The sequence below is a fragment of the Streptomyces botrytidirepellens genome, assembly GCF_003721215.1.
Classification (GTDB): Bacteria; Actinomycetota; Actinomycetes; order Streptomycetales; family Streptomycetaceae; genus Streptomyces; species Streptomyces himastatinicus.
On sequence record NZ_RIBZ01000812.1, the window covers coordinates 1 to 13,916 of the forward strand.

The 13,916-nt window shown below is 72.4% G+C and carries 13 protein-coding genes; 7 read left to right on the forward strand and 6 right to left on the reverse strand.

What is annotated here, in order from left to right; translation table 11 throughout:
- On the reverse strand, nt 1-622 hold a 622-nt coding region (locus EEJ42_RS41715; RefSeq protein WP_123107351.1), incomplete at its 3' end, for a TIGR03619 family F420-dependent LLM class oxidoreductase.
- A 149-nt stretch (nt 623-771) separates the two neighbouring features.
- Between EEJ42_RS41715 and EEJ42_RS41720 the strand changes: the two genes are divergently transcribed.
- On the forward strand, nt 772-1,797 hold the full coding sequence (locus EEJ42_RS41720) for an AraC family transcriptional regulator (protein ID WP_123107352.1): 1,026 nt from the start codon (nt 772-774) through the stop codon (nt 1,795-1,797).
- A gap of 118 nt (nt 1,798-1,915) precedes the next feature.
- Here EEJ42_RS41720 and EEJ42_RS41725 read toward each other — a convergent pair whose 3' ends face one another.
- Nucleotides 1,916-3,142 carry an amidohydrolase family protein gene (locus tag EEJ42_RS41725; protein ID WP_039938014.1) on the reverse strand — a complete coding sequence of 409 codons (1,227 nt, stop codon included), beginning with the start codon at nt 3,140-3,142 and terminating at the stop codon, nt 1,916-1,918.
- A gap of 255 nt (nt 3,143-3,397) precedes the next feature.
- On the opposite strand from EEJ42_RS41725, the gene afsR reads away from it, so the two are divergent.
- The 3 genes from afsR to EEJ42_RS41740 all read left to right on the forward strand — a co-directional run bounded on the left by afsR (nt 3,398) and on the right by EEJ42_RS41740 (nt 7,209).
- Nucleotides 3,398-6,334 (forward strand): SARP-family global regulator AfsR, encoded by a 2,937-nt coding sequence (gene afsR / locus EEJ42_RS41730; RefSeq protein ID WP_123107353.1) that lies wholly within the window; start codon nt 3,398-3,400, stop codon nt 6,332-6,334.
- A gap of 218 nt (nt 6,335-6,552) precedes the next feature.
- A complete protein-coding gene (locus tag EEJ42_RS41735) occupies nt 6,553-6,807 on the forward strand; it encodes a hypothetical protein (protein ID WP_148082204.1) in 255 nt (84 codons plus the stop codon).
- A gap of 219 nt (nt 6,808-7,026) precedes the next feature.
- Entirely contained in the window at nt 7,027-7,209 is a 183-nt protein-coding gene (locus EEJ42_RS41740) for a hypothetical protein (RefSeq protein ID WP_123107355.1), read from the forward strand.
- 85 nt (nt 7,210-7,294) lie between these two features.
- Here EEJ42_RS41740 and EEJ42_RS41745 read toward each other — a convergent pair whose 3' ends face one another.
- Nucleotides 7,295-8,896 (reverse strand): FadD3 family acyl-CoA ligase, encoded by a 1,602-nt coding sequence (locus tag EEJ42_RS41745; RefSeq protein ID WP_123107356.1) that lies wholly within the window; start codon nt 8,894-8,896, stop codon nt 7,295-7,297.
- A 104-nt stretch (nt 8,897-9,000) separates the two neighbouring features.
- Here EEJ42_RS41745 and EEJ42_RS41750 point away from each other — a divergent pair, with 104 nt between their 5' ends.
- From EEJ42_RS41750 to EEJ42_RS41760, 3 genes are read left to right on the forward strand one after another with little or no spacing between them, the layout of a single operon-like run.
- Nucleotides 9,001-10,146: a lipid-transfer protein gene (locus EEJ42_RS41750; protein WP_123107357.1), complete on the forward strand. Its 1,146-nt coding sequence runs from the start codon at nt 9,001-9,003 to the stop codon at nt 10,144-10,146.
- A 6-nt stretch (nt 10,147-10,152) separates the two neighbouring features.
- Nucleotides 10,153-10,608 carry a Zn-ribbon domain-containing OB-fold protein gene (locus EEJ42_RS41755; protein WP_123107358.1) on the forward strand — a complete coding sequence of 152 codons (456 nt, stop codon included), beginning with the start codon at nt 10,153-10,155 and terminating at the stop codon, nt 10,606-10,608.
- Entirely contained in the window at nt 10,605-11,372 is a 768-nt protein-coding gene (locus tag EEJ42_RS41760) for an enoyl-CoA hydratase/isomerase family protein (RefSeq protein WP_123107359.1), read from the forward strand. The genes EEJ42_RS41755 and EEJ42_RS41760 overlap by 4 nt, the downstream gene beginning before the upstream one ends.
- Before the next feature lie 12 nt (nt 11,373-11,384).
- On the opposite strand, the gene EEJ42_RS41765 is transcribed toward EEJ42_RS41760, so the two are convergent.
- The 3 genes from EEJ42_RS41765 to EEJ42_RS41775 form a co-directional block, all read right to left on the reverse strand.
- Nucleotides 11,385-11,963, reverse strand: a complete 579-nt coding sequence (locus EEJ42_RS41765) for a hypothetical protein (protein WP_123107360.1) — start codon at nt 11,961-11,963, stop codon at nt 11,385-11,387.
- Between the two features lie 117 nt (nt 11,964-12,080).
- A complete protein-coding gene (locus EEJ42_RS41770) occupies nt 12,081-12,602 on the reverse strand; it encodes a hypothetical protein (RefSeq protein WP_246097702.1) in 522 nt (173 codons plus the stop codon).
- 98 nt (nt 12,603-12,700) lie between these two features.
- Nucleotides 12,701-13,916 (reverse strand): PQQ-binding-like beta-propeller repeat protein (locus EEJ42_RS41775; RefSeq protein WP_246097703.1); only part of this gene is annotated, 1,216 nt, incomplete at its 5' end.

Here is a 13,916-nt window from a genome sequence, read left to right on the forward strand (position 1 = left end):
CGCGGACGGCGGCCCGGCGCAGCGCGGCGGGCGAGGAGCCGCCCACCCACAGCGGGGGGCGCGGGGTCTGGGCGGGGCGCGGGGCCTGGCCGAGGTCTCGATACGCGAAGCGCTCACCGTGGAAGTCGGCGAACTCCTCCGGCCCCAGCGCCGCCTTCAGGGCGTCGACCGTCTCGTCCAGCAGCGGCCCGCGCGCGTCGAAGTCGACGCCGAGCGCGTCGAACTCCTCGCGGACGTGCCCGGCGCCGACCCCGAGGATCAGCCGCCCGCCGGAGAGGTGGTCGAGCGTCGCGTACTGCTTGGCGGTGAGCAGGGGGTGCCGGAGCGCGGCGACGGCGACGTGGCTGAGCAGCCGCACCCGCTCGGTGGCCGCGGCCAGGTAGCCGAGGGTGGCGACCGGGTCGTACCAGACGGTGCCCATCGCGTCGGCCAGCCGCCGCGGGATCGCCACGTGGTCGCAGACGGCGACGTAGGCGAAGCCGGACCGGTCGGCGGCGCGGGCGATGGCCACGAGGTCGCCGGGACCCGCGGCCGCCTCCCACGGTTCGGCGTAGAGGGTGCTCTGTGACTGGATCGGCAGCTGCATGCCGTAGCTCAACCGGCCCCGGGGCAGGACGCGCATGCCGGGCCTCCTTGTCGGTGGACCGCGGTGGGACCGCCATCGTCGTATCTGACGGCCCATCAGACAAGGCCCGGTGTTAGCGTACGGGCGATGTGGGCCTCAAAGCAGCGGCCGTCCTTCCCGTACGAGGACAAACACGAGGACACTGGATGATCGAGACGGTGTTCCGGTGCGACGACATTCCCGTGGCAGACCGGTTCGACTACTGGCGCGAGCGGATGACGCACCTCATCGCCCCCATGGAGATGAGCAGCGAGCACACCCGTGACTTCGAGGGCGAGGCGCGCGTCCTGGAACTCGGCGCCGCCCATGTGTGGCCCACGAAGTTCCGCCCGATGCGCTTCCGGCGGACGCCGAAGCTGATCCGGCAGTCCGACCCCGAGCTGTACCACTTCTCCTTCCTCCAGCAGGGCAACCTCCAGGTCTCCCAGGGCCGCCGGGAGACCGCGTACGGCCACGACGGGCTGTACGTCGTCGACACCTCACGGCCCTACGACTGCGTGGCGTACGGCGACTCCCCGATCGGCGTGGGCCTGGAGATCCCGAAGGCGCTGATCCCCCTCCCCTACGACCGGATCGACCCGCTGCTCGCCCGGCCCATCCCGGGGCACGAGGGGATCGGCGCCCTGCTGGCGGGCTTCCTCACCCGGCTGGCCTCGGACAACGGCACGTACCGCCCCTCCGACGGCCCGCGCCTGGGGACCGTGCTGATCGACCTCGCGGCCTCCCTGCTCGCCCACGCCGTCGAGGCCGAGGACGCCCTGCCGCCCGAGACGCACCGGCACACCCTGACCCTGCGCGTGCAGAACTTCATCCGGCGGAACCTGCACGACCCCGAGCTGACCCCGGCCGCCGTCGCCGCCGCGCACCACATCTCCGTCAGCTATCTGCACCGGCTCTTCCGCGCCCAGGACACCACCGTCTCCGGGTGGATCCGGCAGCAGCGCCTGGACCGCGTACGGCGGGACCTCGCCGACCCCGGCCTGTCCGCCGTCCCGCTGCACCAGCTCGCCGCGCGCCGGGGCTTCGCCCACCCCGCGGTCTTCAGCCGCGTCTTCCGTGCCGCGTACGGCATACCGCCGAGCGACTACCGGCAGCTGGAGCTGAGGGCCCGCGTGCCGGACGCTCCCCCGTCGCGTCCGGCACCCGCGGCACCCGCGCCCCCGCCCCGCTAGCGGCGGTGGGCGCGCCAGGTCCCCAGCCTGCCGCAGCGCCCGGCGGGTGTCATTGACCGGCAGTGGACACTTCCTTGTTCCTGAGTGAACCGGCCCGCCGTGGGTCCGGCGGGCGGGCTCACGCCCCCGGGCCGGGCCAGAGCCCGTCCGCGGTCAGTCCCAGCAGCTCGATCGCGTTGCCGCGGACGATCCGCTCCACCACGTCCGGCGCCAGGTGCCCCATCTGCGCCTCGCCGACCTCCCGGGACTTCGGCCAGGTGGAGTCGGAGTGCGGATAGTCCGTCTCGTACAGGACGTTGCCCACCCCGATCGCGTCGAGGTTCCGCAGCCCGAAGGCGTCGTCGAAGAAGCAGCCGAAGACGTGCTCGGCGAACAGCTCGGACGGCGGCCGCAGCACCTTGTCCGCGACACCGCCCCAGCCCCGGTTCTCCTCCCAGACCACGTCCGCGCGCTCCAGGATGTACGGGATCCAGCCGATCTGGCCCTCCGCGTACATGATCTTGAGGTTGGGGAAGCGCTCGAACGTGCCGCTCATCAGCCAGTCGACCATCGAGAAGCAGCAGTTGGCGAAGGTGATGGTGGAGCCGACCGCCGGGGGCGCGTCGGCCGAGGTCGAGGGCATGCGGGACGACGAGCCGATGTGCATGGCGATGACCGTGCCGGTCTCGTCGCACGCCGCGAAGAAGGGATCCCAGGCGTCGGTGTGGACGGAGGGCAGCCCGAGGTTCGGCGGTATCTCCGAGAAGCAGACGGCGCGCACCCCGCGCGCGGCGTTGCGCCGCACCTCGGCCGCGGCCAGCTCCGCGTCCCACAGCGGGATGATGATCAGCGGGATGAGACGGCCCCGCGCCTCGGGGCCGCACCACTCCTCCACCATCCAGTCGTTGTACGCGCGCACCCCGAGCAGCCCCAGCTCGCGGTCGCCCGCCTCGGTGAAGGTCTGCCCGCAGAAGCGGGGGAAGGTCGGGAAGCAGAGCGCGGACTGGACGTGGTTGACGTCCATGTCGGCGAGCCGGTCCGGCACCGCGTAGGACCCGGGCCGCATCTGCTCGTACGTGATGGCCTCCAGCCGGACCTCGTCGCGGGCGTAGCCGACGGCGGTGTCGAGCCGGGTGAGGGGCCGGTGCAGATCCTCGTACACCCACCAGTCGGCGATCGGCCCGTCGTCGCCGGGCGCGCCCATCTTCGGGGCGAACTTGCCGCCGACGAAGGTCATCTCCTTCAGCGGCGCCCGGACGATGCGCGGACCGATGTCGCGGTACTTCGACGGGAGGCGGTCCCGCCAGACGTGAGGGGGCTCAACCGTGTGGTCGTCCACCGAGATGATCTTCGGGAAGCTCTCCATGCCGTTCACGGTAGCGCCGATCTGACGGAGTGTCAGTTATCGGGTGCGGGTTCCCTGCGGGTTCCGTGCGCGTTCTCCGCGAGTTTTCCCGCGCCCCCGGAAACCGCCCTCGGGCGCAAGCACCGCGCCAGACACCATGGGCACTTCGGACAACTATGGCGGGCTTGTGGAGGACGTGGGGGCCCTACTGACGCGGAAGGCGTTGACAAGGCAAACTGACCCGTGCGACGGGGAAGGACAGGCGAGGGGGAGACCATGGACGGCGAAAGGGAGCGAGTGCCGGGACAGCACTTGTACTTCACCGTGCTGGGCCCCGTCCGGGCCTGGCGGGGCGATGAAGCGATCAGCACCGGTTCGCCGCAGCAGCGCGCGCTGCTCGCGGCGCTGCTGCTGCGCGGAGGGCGCACCGCGACCGCGCCCGAGCTGGTCGACGGCCTGTGGGGCACCGAGCCGCCGGAGGCGGCGATCGCCGCGCTGCGCACGTACGCCTCGCGGCTGCGCAAGGCGTTCGGGCCCGACTCCGAGATTCTGGTGAGCGAATCGGGCGGCTACGCGATCCGGATCGGCCTGGGCTCCCTGGACACCGACGTGGCCGAGCAGCTGACGGCCGAGGCGGAGAAGGCGCAGCACTCCGGGGACCGGGTCCGGGCGCGCGACCTGTTCAACAAGGTGCTCGACCTGTGGGACGGCGAACCGCTGGCCGGAGTGCCGGGCCCCTACGCGGAGACCCAGCGCACCCGGCTCGACGAGTGGCACCGCTCCCTGATCGAGACCCGGCTCGACCTGGACCTGGAGCTGGGCCACCACTCCGAGGCGGTCTCCGAACTGACCGCCCTGACCGCCTCGTACCCGCTGCGCGAGCGGCTGCGGGAGCTGCTGATGCTGGCGCTGTACCGCAGCGGGCGGCAGGCGGAGGCCCTGGCCGTCTACGCCGACACCCGGCGGCTGCTCGCCGACGAGCTGGGCGTCGACCCGCGCCCCGAGCTGTCCGCGCTGCACCAGAAGATCCTGGAGGCCGACGCCGAACTGGCGGTCGCCGCGCACGCCTCCGAGGAGGTGAGCGGCGGCGGCGCGAGCTTCGTACGCCCCGCGCAGCTCCCCGCGACGGTCTCGGACTTCACCGGGCGGGCCCCCTTCATCAAGGAACTGAGCGACCAACTCGCCACCGCCGAAGGGCGTGTCATGGCCGTGTCAGCGGTCGCGGGCATCGGCGGCGTCGGCAAGACCACCCTGGCCGTACACGTCGCGCACGCCGCGCGCCACCAGTTCCCGGACGGCCAGCTCTACGTCGACCTCCAGGGCTCCGGCCCCCTGGTCGCCGATCCCGGCGCGGTGCTCGGCTCCTTCCTGCGCGCCCTGGGCACCGCCGACAACGCCATCCCCGACGGCGTCGAGGAGCGCGCCGCGCTCTTCCGCTCCCTCCTCGACGGCCGCCGCGTGCTGACCCTGCTGGACAACGCCCGCGACGCCGCCCAGGTCCGGCCCCTGCTGCCCGGCACCCCCGGCTGCGCGGCGCTCATCACCAGCCGCCACCGGATGGTCGACCTGGAGAGCGCCCACCTGGTCGACCTCGATGTGATGAGCCCCGACGAGGCGCTCGTCCTGTTCACCCGCATCGTCGGCGAGGAGCGGGTCGGCTCCGAGCGGGACGCCGCCATGGACGTCGTCGCGGCCTGCGGCTTCCTGCCGCTGGCCATCCGCATCGCCGCCTCCCGCCTGGCCTCCCGCCGCACCTGGACCGTCTCCGCCCTGGCCGGCAAGCTCGGCGACGAACGGCGGCGGCTGGACGAACTGCGCGCCGGTGACCTCGCGGTCAAGGCCACCTTCGAACTCGGCTACGGCCAGCTCGAACCGCAACAGGCCCGCGCCTTCCGCCTGCTGGGCCTGGCCGACGGCCCCGACATCTCCCTCGCCGCGGCGGCGGCCGTGCTGGACATGGCCGTCGACGACGCGGAAGACCTGCTGGAGAGCCTGGTCGACACCTCCCTGCTCGAATCCGCCTCCCCCGGCCGCTACCGCTTCCACGACCTCGTCCGGCTCTACGCGCGTGCCTGCGCCGAACGCGACGAGATGCCGCCGGCCGAGCGCGACGCCGCGCTGTCCCGGCTGCTGGACTTCTACCTGTCCTCCGCCGCCCGGGTCTTCGCCCTGGCCCGGCCCGGGGACCGGCTGGTGGACCACCTGGAGCCGACGCGGTACCCGGGGCTGGACTTCCCGGACTCGGCCGCGGCGCTCGACTGGATCTTCGCCGAGGCGCACTGCCTGCTGGCCTGCATCCAGCAGTCGGCGACCGGAGACACGCTGCGCCGCGCTGCCGACCTCCTGGTGGCGGCGAAGGACCTCGGCGAGTCGGGCGCCAACTCCCGGCAGTACGAGGCGGCGGCCCAGACGGTGCGCGACGCGGGAGAACGCGCCGGGGATCCGCGCGCGGAGGGGCGTGCCCGCTTCACCCTCTCCCATCTGCACTGGATGACCAGCCGCTACGAGCAGGGCGAGCACGAGGGACGTCAGGCCATGCGGCTCGCCCTGGCGGCCGAGGACCCGATTCCCGGCTGCGAGGTGCCCAACGAACGCGGCATCATCGCGCTCTACCAGAAGCGGTACGAGGACGCCGAGGCGTACTTCCGCCAGGCGCTCGAAGCCTTCCGCGCCGATGGCAACCGGCCGGGCATCGCCGGCGCCCTGTGCAACATCTCCCGCGCCCACTCGGCGATGGGCCGCACCGACAGCGCCATCGAACTCGCCGCCGAAGGCACCGAGATCTACAGCAGCCTGGGGCTCGCCCTGCGGGTCGCCAACGGACGATTCGCCCTGGGCATCGCCCTCCACCAGGCCGGGCGGTACGACGAGGCGCTCGACCAGCTGACGCAGGCGATCGCGCTGTTCCGCGAGAACCGGCAGCGCCTCTGGGAGGGCTCCACCCACGCCCGGCTGGCCGAGGTCCACCTCGCGGCCGGGCGCCCGCCGGAGGCGGCCACCCATGCCGAACAGGCGCTCGCGCTACGCTTCGTCGGCGGTGAGTTCCGCCGAGGCACCGTGCTGAAGGTGCTGGGCCAGGCACTGGACCTGATGGGCCAGACGGACCGGGCCCGGGCCTGCTGGCAGGAGGCCCTGACCATCTACGAGCAGCTGAACAACCCCGCGGAGGCCGAGGAAGTACGGGCCCTGATGGCCCCCATGGCGACCGCGTAGCAGGGTTACCGCGGCGCGTTCATCAATCGTTTATCCCGGACCGGCAGTGTTGTTGCTGTCGATCCGTCCCCGCGGGGGGCAGACGGGTCGGTGAAGAGGCCACTCCTTGCCTCGTTTTAGGGTGAGCGGCCTTGTGTGCCCGTCCGGCGACCCACGGGGGAGTCGCCGGACGGGTGTTGTGCACCCCAAACCGACCGAGTTCAATGGAGTTGATCCTCGTGAGTGAGGACAAGAAGCCCACGTCCGACGCCTACCGGCCGCTCGACAGCCACCCGGACGGCCCGTCGCCGCTGAAGGCCGACAGCCACCCGGACGGCGTGGGCATCGGAACGCTCGACAGCCACCCGGACAGCGCGAAGCCGCTCCAGGCGGACAGCCACCCGGACAGCCCGAAGCCGCTCCAGGCCGACAGCCACCCGGACGGCGCGGGCATCGAGACGCTCGACAGCCACCCGGACAGCGCGACCAAGTAGAGACCGTCGGCGACCACCGACGGAGCACGGCACGGCGGGGACCGGTGTTGGTGGGCCGGAGGGGAGGCCACCAACACCGGTCCTCGCCATAGTGAGTCGCACATGTCGCTGCTTGCGCCATTTATCGATGACTTCAAGACATATTCATCGAACACTTATTCACATATCAATAATCTTGCGTTTCACTCAGCAAACGCCCGTGCAGCTTCAGGAGTTGGTATGACCTACTCGAAGAAGGCCCTCGTCTCCTTCGCCTTCGCAGCAGCGATAGCCGCCGGAACCGCGGTTCCGGCCCTGGCCGACGCCCATCCGGACCGCGCGGGTATCACGACGCAGGACGCCCACCCGGACAGCCCCCAGCCCATCTCCGGGGCCAACCAGGCGGAGGGCACCGACGGCTGACCACACGCCGCCGAACACCTCCGGCGTGGGGTCGAGCCGATGCGGCTCGGCCCCACGCCGTCGTTTCCGGTCCGCGCCGAGGGCCTCAGGCCCGGCGTCCCCGCAGGCGGTGCTTGAGCACCTTGCCGCTCGCGTTGCGCGGGAGTTCGGGCAGGAACTCCACGTGGCGCGGCACCTTGTAGTTGGCCATTTCCCGGCGGGACCACGCGATCAGCTCATCGGCGGTCAGCGCGGAGGACGCGCGGCGGACCGCGTAGGCCTTGGCGACCTCGCCGAGGCGGGCGTCCGGGACGCCGACGACGGCGACGTCGGCGATGTCGGGGTGGCGGGCGAGGAGTTGCTCGATCTCGGCGGGATAGGCGTTGAAGCCGCCGACGATGAACATGTCCTTGATCCGGTCGGTGATCCGCAGATTGCCGCCCGCGTCGAGGACGCCGATGTCGCCCGTCCGCAGCCAGCCGTCCGGGGTGATGGCGCGGGCGGTGGCGACCGGGTCCTCGAAGTAACCGCGCATCACGTGGTGGCCGCGGACCCAGACCTCACCGGGAGCGCCCGGCGGGCGCGGGCCGCCCAAGGGGCTCACGACCTTGATCTCGGTGTCCGGGATGACGCGGCCGGAGGTGGCGGCGATGACCTCCGGCGGATCGCCCCGGCGGCACATGGTGACGGTGCCGGACGCCTCCGTCAGGCCGTACGCCGTCAGCACGGTGGCGACGCGCAGTTCGGAGCGCAGCCGTTCCACCAGTTCCAGCGGGACGACGGCGGCGCCGGTGACCACCAGGCGCAGCGTGGACAGGTCGTGGGCCTCGCGCGCCGGGTGGTCGAGGATCGCCTGGTGCAGGGTGGGCGGGCCGGGCAGGACGGTGATGCGTTCGGCGGCGATGCGGGTGAGCGCGGTGTCCACGTCGAAGACCGGCTGCGGCACCATCGTCGCGCCGCGCATCAGGCAGGCGATGATGCCCGCCTTGTAGCCGAAGGTGTGGAAGAACGGGTTGACGATGAGGTAGCGGTCGCCGTGCGTCAGCCCCGTGACCTCGCTCCAGGTGTCGTAGACCCGCAGGGTCTGCGCGTGGGTGATCACCACGCCCTTGGGGTCGCCCGTGGTGCCGGAGGTGAAGGTGATGTCGGAGGGGTCGCCGGGGCGTACGGAGTCGGCCCGGTCGCGTACGGCGTCCGGCGGCACGGACTCGCCCGCCGCCAGGAAGTCCTTCCAGGTGCGGAAGTCGTCGGGTGCGTCCCCGGCGAGGACGATCACCTCGCGCAGATAGGGCAGCCCGGGCAGCGGGACCCCCTGACCCGACCCCCGCTCGGCCGCCCGGCGCAGCGAGGCCACGTAGGAGGCACCCAGGAAGGTGCCGGTGATGAACAGGTGGGTGGCCCGGGTGCGCCGCAGGACGTACGCCGCCTCGACGCCCTTGAAGCGGGTGTTGACCGGGACGAGGACACCGCCCGCGGTGACCGCGCCGAGGGCCGCCACGATCCAGTCGGTGGTGTTGGGCGCCCAGATCGCGACCCGGTCGCCCCGCTCGACGCCGGAGGCGATGCACGCGGCGGCGGCGCGTTCGATACGGGCGCCGAGTTCGGCGTAGGAGATCCGGGCGCGGCCCTCGACGACGGCCTCGGTCGCGTCGCCGTGGCGCCGCGCCGCGTCCCGTATCAGCGCCGGGATGGTCTGCCACTCCGCCATGACACCAACCTCCAGCACAGCGACCCCACTAGCTGACTACCCGTCAGATTAGCGGTAGCCTTCCCCGCTGTCAGCACCGGTGACCGCGACGTACGGAGGTGGCCATGGGCCTGAAGGACGCGACGGCGATCGTCGGCATCGGCCAGACCCCGTTCGCCAAACGCCTCCCCGAATCCGAGAAGACCCTCGCCTGCCGCGCCATCCTGGCCGCCCTCGACGACGCCGGAATCGCCCCCTCCGAGGTGGACGCCTTCGCCTCGTACACCATGGAGGAGACCGACGAGGTCGAGGTCGCCAAGGCCATCGGTGCGGGCGACGTCACGTTCTTCAGCAAGGTCGGCTACGGGGGCGGCGGTTCCTGCGCGACCGTCGCGCATCTGGCCGCCGCGATCGCCACCGGGCAGGCGGGCGTCGGGGTGGCCTGGCGCTCCCGCAAACGCGGCAGCGGGCCCCGGCCCTGGACCAACACCCGCGTCCAGCTGCCCACGCCCGCCCAGTGGACCCGGCCGTACGGGCTGCTGCGGCCCGCCGACGAGATCGGGCTGCTGGCGCGCCGCTACATGCACGAGTACGGGGCCACCCGCGACCACTTCTTCAACGTCGCGCTGGCCTGCCGCAACCGCGCCAACCAGAACCCCGCCGCGATGATGTACGAACGGCCGCTGACCCGCGAGATGTACATGACCGCCCGCTGGATCAGCGAACCGCTCTGCCTCTTCGACAACTGCCTGGAGACGGACGGCGCGCTGGCCTGCGTCGTCGTCTCCGCCGAGCGGGCGCGCGACTGCGCCCGCCCGCCGGTGTACGTCCACTCCGCCGCCCAGGGGCTGCCCTCACAGCACCACGGGATGGTCAACTACTGGAACGACGACCCGCTCACCGGCCCCGCCTGGACCGCCGCCCGCCACCTGTGGAAAACCGCCGACTTCGGTCCGCAGGACGTGGACGTGGCGCAGATCTACGACGCGTTCACCCCGCTGATCCCGCTGTCCCTGGAGGGCTACGGCTTCTGCGGGCGCGGCGAGGGCGCCGCGTTCACCGAGGGCGGCGCGCTGGAGCTGGGCGGGCGGCTGCCGCTCAACACGGGCGGGGGCGGGCTGAGCGAGGCGTACGTACACGGCTTCAACCTCATCACCGAGGGGGTCAGACAGTTGCGCGGAACCAGCACCGCCCAGGTCCCCGACGCCGGCACCTGCCTGGTCACGGCGGGCGAGGGGGTTCCCACATCGGCCCTGCTGCTGAGGAGTTGACGACCGATGACCGCCCATGACGCGACGCAGGAGCTGCTCCGGCCCGTGCCCGACGAGGACGGCGCGCCTTTCTTCGACTACGCCGCCCGCGGCGAGCTGCGCGTCCAGACCTGCACCGGCTGCCATGAACCGCGCTTCCCGCCCCGGCCCTGCTGCCCGCACTGCCAGTCCTTCGACAGCCTGTGGACGAAGACGAGCGGGCGTGGCCGGATCTGGTCGTACGTGCTGCCGCATCCGCCGCTGCTGCCCGCCTACGCGGCCCAGGCCCCGTACAACGTGATCCTCGTCGAACTGGCGGAGGCCCCGCGGATCCGGCTGGTGGGCAACCTGGTCGCCTCCGCCGACGCCGCGCTCGACTCCGTGGATCCGGTGCGGATACGGATCGGGGCGCCCGTGCGGGCCGTCTTCCACGCGATGCCGGACGGGCCCACCGTGGTGCGCTGGCTGCTGGAGCGGCCATGACGGTCGCGGCGCGGACCCGGGACGACGGGGTCGCGGTCGTCACCCTGGACCGGCCCGAGCGCCACAACGCCATCGACCTGGCGACCGCCGCCGAACTGGCCTCCGTGTGGCGGCGGCTGCGCGGGGACGAGTCGGTGCGGGCCGTGGTGCTCACCGGGGCGGGCGAGCGGGCGTTCTGCACCGGGATCGACCGCTCGGTCACCGTCCCGCAGCCGCCGTCCCCGTACGCGATGGACGATCCGCTGCGGGACATCGGCCCCAAGGCGAACGACCTGTGGAAGCCGGTCGTGGCGGCCGTGGGCGGGATGGCATGCGGCGGGGCGTTCTACCTGCTGGGCGAGGCCGAGTTCATCGTCGCCGACGAGACCGCGACCTTCTTCGACCCGCACACCTCCTACGGGATGGTCAGCGCCTACGAGGCCGTCTACATGGCACAGCGCATGCCCGCCGGGGAGGTCGCGCGGATGGCGCTGATGGGGACGGCCGAGCGGGTCTCGGCGCGGCGGGCGTATGAGACGGGGCTGGTCAGCGAGGTGGTGCCGCCCGGCGAGGCGGTGGCCGCCGCGGTGCGGGCCGCTGCCGTGGTCGCGGCGTACCCGACGGAGGCGGTCCAGGGCACCGTACGGGCGCTGTGGGCGGCGAAGGAGGCGGCGCTGACGCAGGCGCTCGCCCGGGCCCCGCAGCTGATCGCCCTGGGGAACCGGCCGCCGGACGCCCAGGCCGCGCTCTTCGCGGCCCGCACGCCCGGCTTCCGCGTCCGGTGAGCGGGGCGTGCGTCAGCTGCTCGCGGGCGTCTTGCTGGCCAGGCTGATCTGGCAGGTGTACTGGGTGCGCTTGGTGATGGTGTAGCTCGCGGCGGCCGTGAACGTCTCGCTCTGGCCGGGCAGCACGGTCACGTCCTGGCTGTCGTAGCCGAGCAGCCCGTCGCTCCCGTATTCGTTCCACTTGGTGCTGACCGAGTAGCGGAAGCTGCGGGTGGCGTCGGTGTTGGTGACCGTCACGTCGTACTTGAACTGGCTGGTCGACTGGTCGTAGCGGCAGTTGGTGCCGCTCGTCTCGCTGGTCGCGTCCGGGTTGTAGGTGGACGGCGCGGAGGAGTACGGGTCCGACGTGGTCGGGGAGCCGTACGACGGCAGGTCCGAGGCCCCGCTCGGCAGATCGGTGGGAATGTCGCTGGACAGTCCGCTGGGGCCGGACGCGGGCTCGTCGCCGCCGCCGGTGCCGCCGGAGACGAACCCGTTGTCGCCCCCGCCGAGGCCGTGGCTCTTCTTCTTTCCGCATCCGGTGAGCGATCCGGTGAGCGCGAGTACTCCGACCAAGGTGACGGCGAACAGGCGCAAGGAACGGCGTTGCATGGAATTACCCCCGTGGAAAAGCCGCAATCAAGCCAACCTGATGTCGGTTGACAAGTGCACGCCACCCTAGCCAACGGGTACCCGTACTCCCAAGTCACCACGGCCCGGCGGACCGGGTCAGATGACGGATTCGACCTCGCACCGCGCGACGTTCCGGGCCTCCAGCGGATCGTCGAGCGGGACCCGGACGGTCTCGGTCCGCCCTGCGGGGACGCGGACGTTCCCGCTGCCCCGGGTCACCTCGCCGCCGCTCTTGTCGAGGAAGGTCATCTCGACGATGTACAGCTCGGACGAGCCCGAGCGGTTGCGCACCTTGACCGTGGCGGCCGGGTCGCCGTCCTTGTCCCGCCCGGCGCAGGTGACGACGGTCGTCTCCGGCTCCTTCGGCGACGCGCTCGCCGTACCGCCGGCGGACGGGGTGGAGCCGTAGCGGTTGTTGTCGCGGTAGCGGGAGCCGCCGGAACCGGAATACGAGTCGTCGGAGTCGGAGCCGGAACCATATCCGGACTGATGCGAACTGGAGCTGGAGCAGCCGCCCCCGCTGCTATGCCCCCTGCTCCCGCGCGACTTGCTCTTGAACCCGGTGAGAGCCACCAGCACCACCATGAGCACGGCGGTGAACCGCAGACCCCTCCGCATGACGAACCACATCCCCCGTCGACACGTGCGACCTCCCGGACACCCGGGAGGTCAGTGAACGCGTATCACGGTAGCAGGGGTTGTCAGGGACACGGCGTTCACGCGCGGGCCGAGGGACGGGACTGCCCGGTGCCCTTCACCGCGTCCAGCGCGTACACACAGCGGTCCTTGCTGCACGCGTACACCACGCCGCCCGCCGCCACCGGCGAGCCGGTGATCTCGCCGCCCGTGGCCAGCTTCCAGCGCAGCTGGCCGCCCGCCGCGTCGACCGTGTACAGGCAGTGGTCGGCCGAGCCGAAGTGGACGCGGCCGTCGGCGACGACCGGGGAGCCGATGACCTCACCGCCCGCCGCGAAGCGCCACTTGGGGGTGCCCGTGACCGCGTCGAGCGTGTACAGGGCGCTGCCGCTGCCCAGGTGGACGGATCCGTCGGCCACCAGGACCGGTTCGATCGAGCCCCGCGCCTCGGTGGCGATGCGCCAGCGGTCGCGGCCGTTCGCGGCGTCCAGGGCGTAGACCGTGCCGAGGTAGTCGGCGATGTAGACACCGCCGCCGGTCACCGCGGGCCCCGGCGCGTACGCGGGGGCGCTCAGGAAGACGGCGGGCGCCTCGAATCGCCACCGCACCTCCCCGCGGGCGATGTCGATCGCCAGCACCCGGGTCCCGGCCGACACGTACACGACCCCGTCGGGCGCCGGGAGCAGCCGCAGCGGCACCCCGCCGCAGGAGGCCGTGTCGCCGACCGGGTACGACCAGCGCTCCGCGCCCGTACGCGCCTCCAGGGCGCGCAGCCGGGCGTCCTGCCACACGAAGACCGTGCCGTCGTGCACGGTCGGACCGGACTCGGGCGTCTCGAAGTCGGTCTGGACGCCCTGCATCTCCCACAACAGCTCGCCGTTGGCCGCCTCCCAGGCCTGGACGCCGCCGCCGCGGGTGCCGGTGACGACGGTGCCGCGGTCGACCTTGAGCGAGTAGACCCAGCCGTCGGTGGACAGCCGCCACCGCTCGGAGCCGTCCGCCGCGTCCAGCGCGTACAGGGTGGGACCGTCGGAGGCGTGGATGCGGCCACCCTCCACGGCCATCGCCCAGGCCACGTCGCGGGTCTTGAACTGCCGCCGCCCGGTGCCCACATCCAGCGCGTGCACCTCGAACGACGTCACATAGAGCAGATCACCGGCGACGGCCGGGGTGCCCCACACATCGTTCGACATGCGGAACCGCCAGGGCCGCCAGCGGCCGTGGCCCGCCGCGCCCGGCGGCTCGGCCGCGTCGGTGGCCGGGGAGTGGGAGGGCGGCGGGACGGCGGCGTCGCCC

Bases quoted from the DNA above. Each gene is read 5' to 3' on its own strand.
- EEJ42_RS41760 (WP_123107359.1), top strand. From the start codon at position 10,605: ATGACGGTCGCGGCGCGGACCCGGGACGACGGGGTCGCGGTCGTCACC.
- afsR (WP_123107353.1), top strand. From the start codon at position 3,398: ATGGACGGCGAAAGGGAGCGAGTGCCGGGACAGCACTTGTACTTCACC.
- EEJ42_RS41755 (WP_123107358.1), top strand. From the start codon at position 10,153: ATGACCGCCCATGACGCGACGCAGGAGCTGCTCCGGCCCGTGCCCGAC.
- EEJ42_RS41740 (WP_123107355.1), top strand. From the start codon at position 7,027: ATGACCTACTCGAAGAAGGCCCTCGTCTCCTTCGCCTTCGCAGCAGCG.
- EEJ42_RS41765 (WP_123107360.1), bottom strand. From the start codon at position 11,963: ATGCAACGCCGTTCCTTGCGCCTGTTCGCCGTCACCTTGGTCGGAGTA.
- EEJ42_RS41745 (WP_123107356.1), bottom strand. From the start codon at position 8,896: ATGGCGGAGTGGCAGACCATCCCGGCGCTGATACGGGACGCGGCGCGG.
- EEJ42_RS41725 (WP_039938014.1), bottom strand. From the start codon at position 3,142: ATGGAGAGCTTCCCGAAGATCATCTCGGTGGACGACCACACGGTTGAG.
- EEJ42_RS41720 (WP_123107352.1), top strand. From the start codon at position 772: ATGATCGAGACGGTGTTCCGGTGCGACGACATTCCCGTGGCAGACCGG.
- EEJ42_RS41750 (WP_123107357.1), top strand. From the start codon at position 9,001: ATGGGCCTGAAGGACGCGACGGCGATCGTCGGCATCGGCCAGACCCCG.
- EEJ42_RS41770 (WP_246097702.1), bottom strand. From the start codon at position 12,602: ATGCGGAGGGGTCTGCGGTTCACCGCCGTGCTCATGGTGGTGCTGGTG.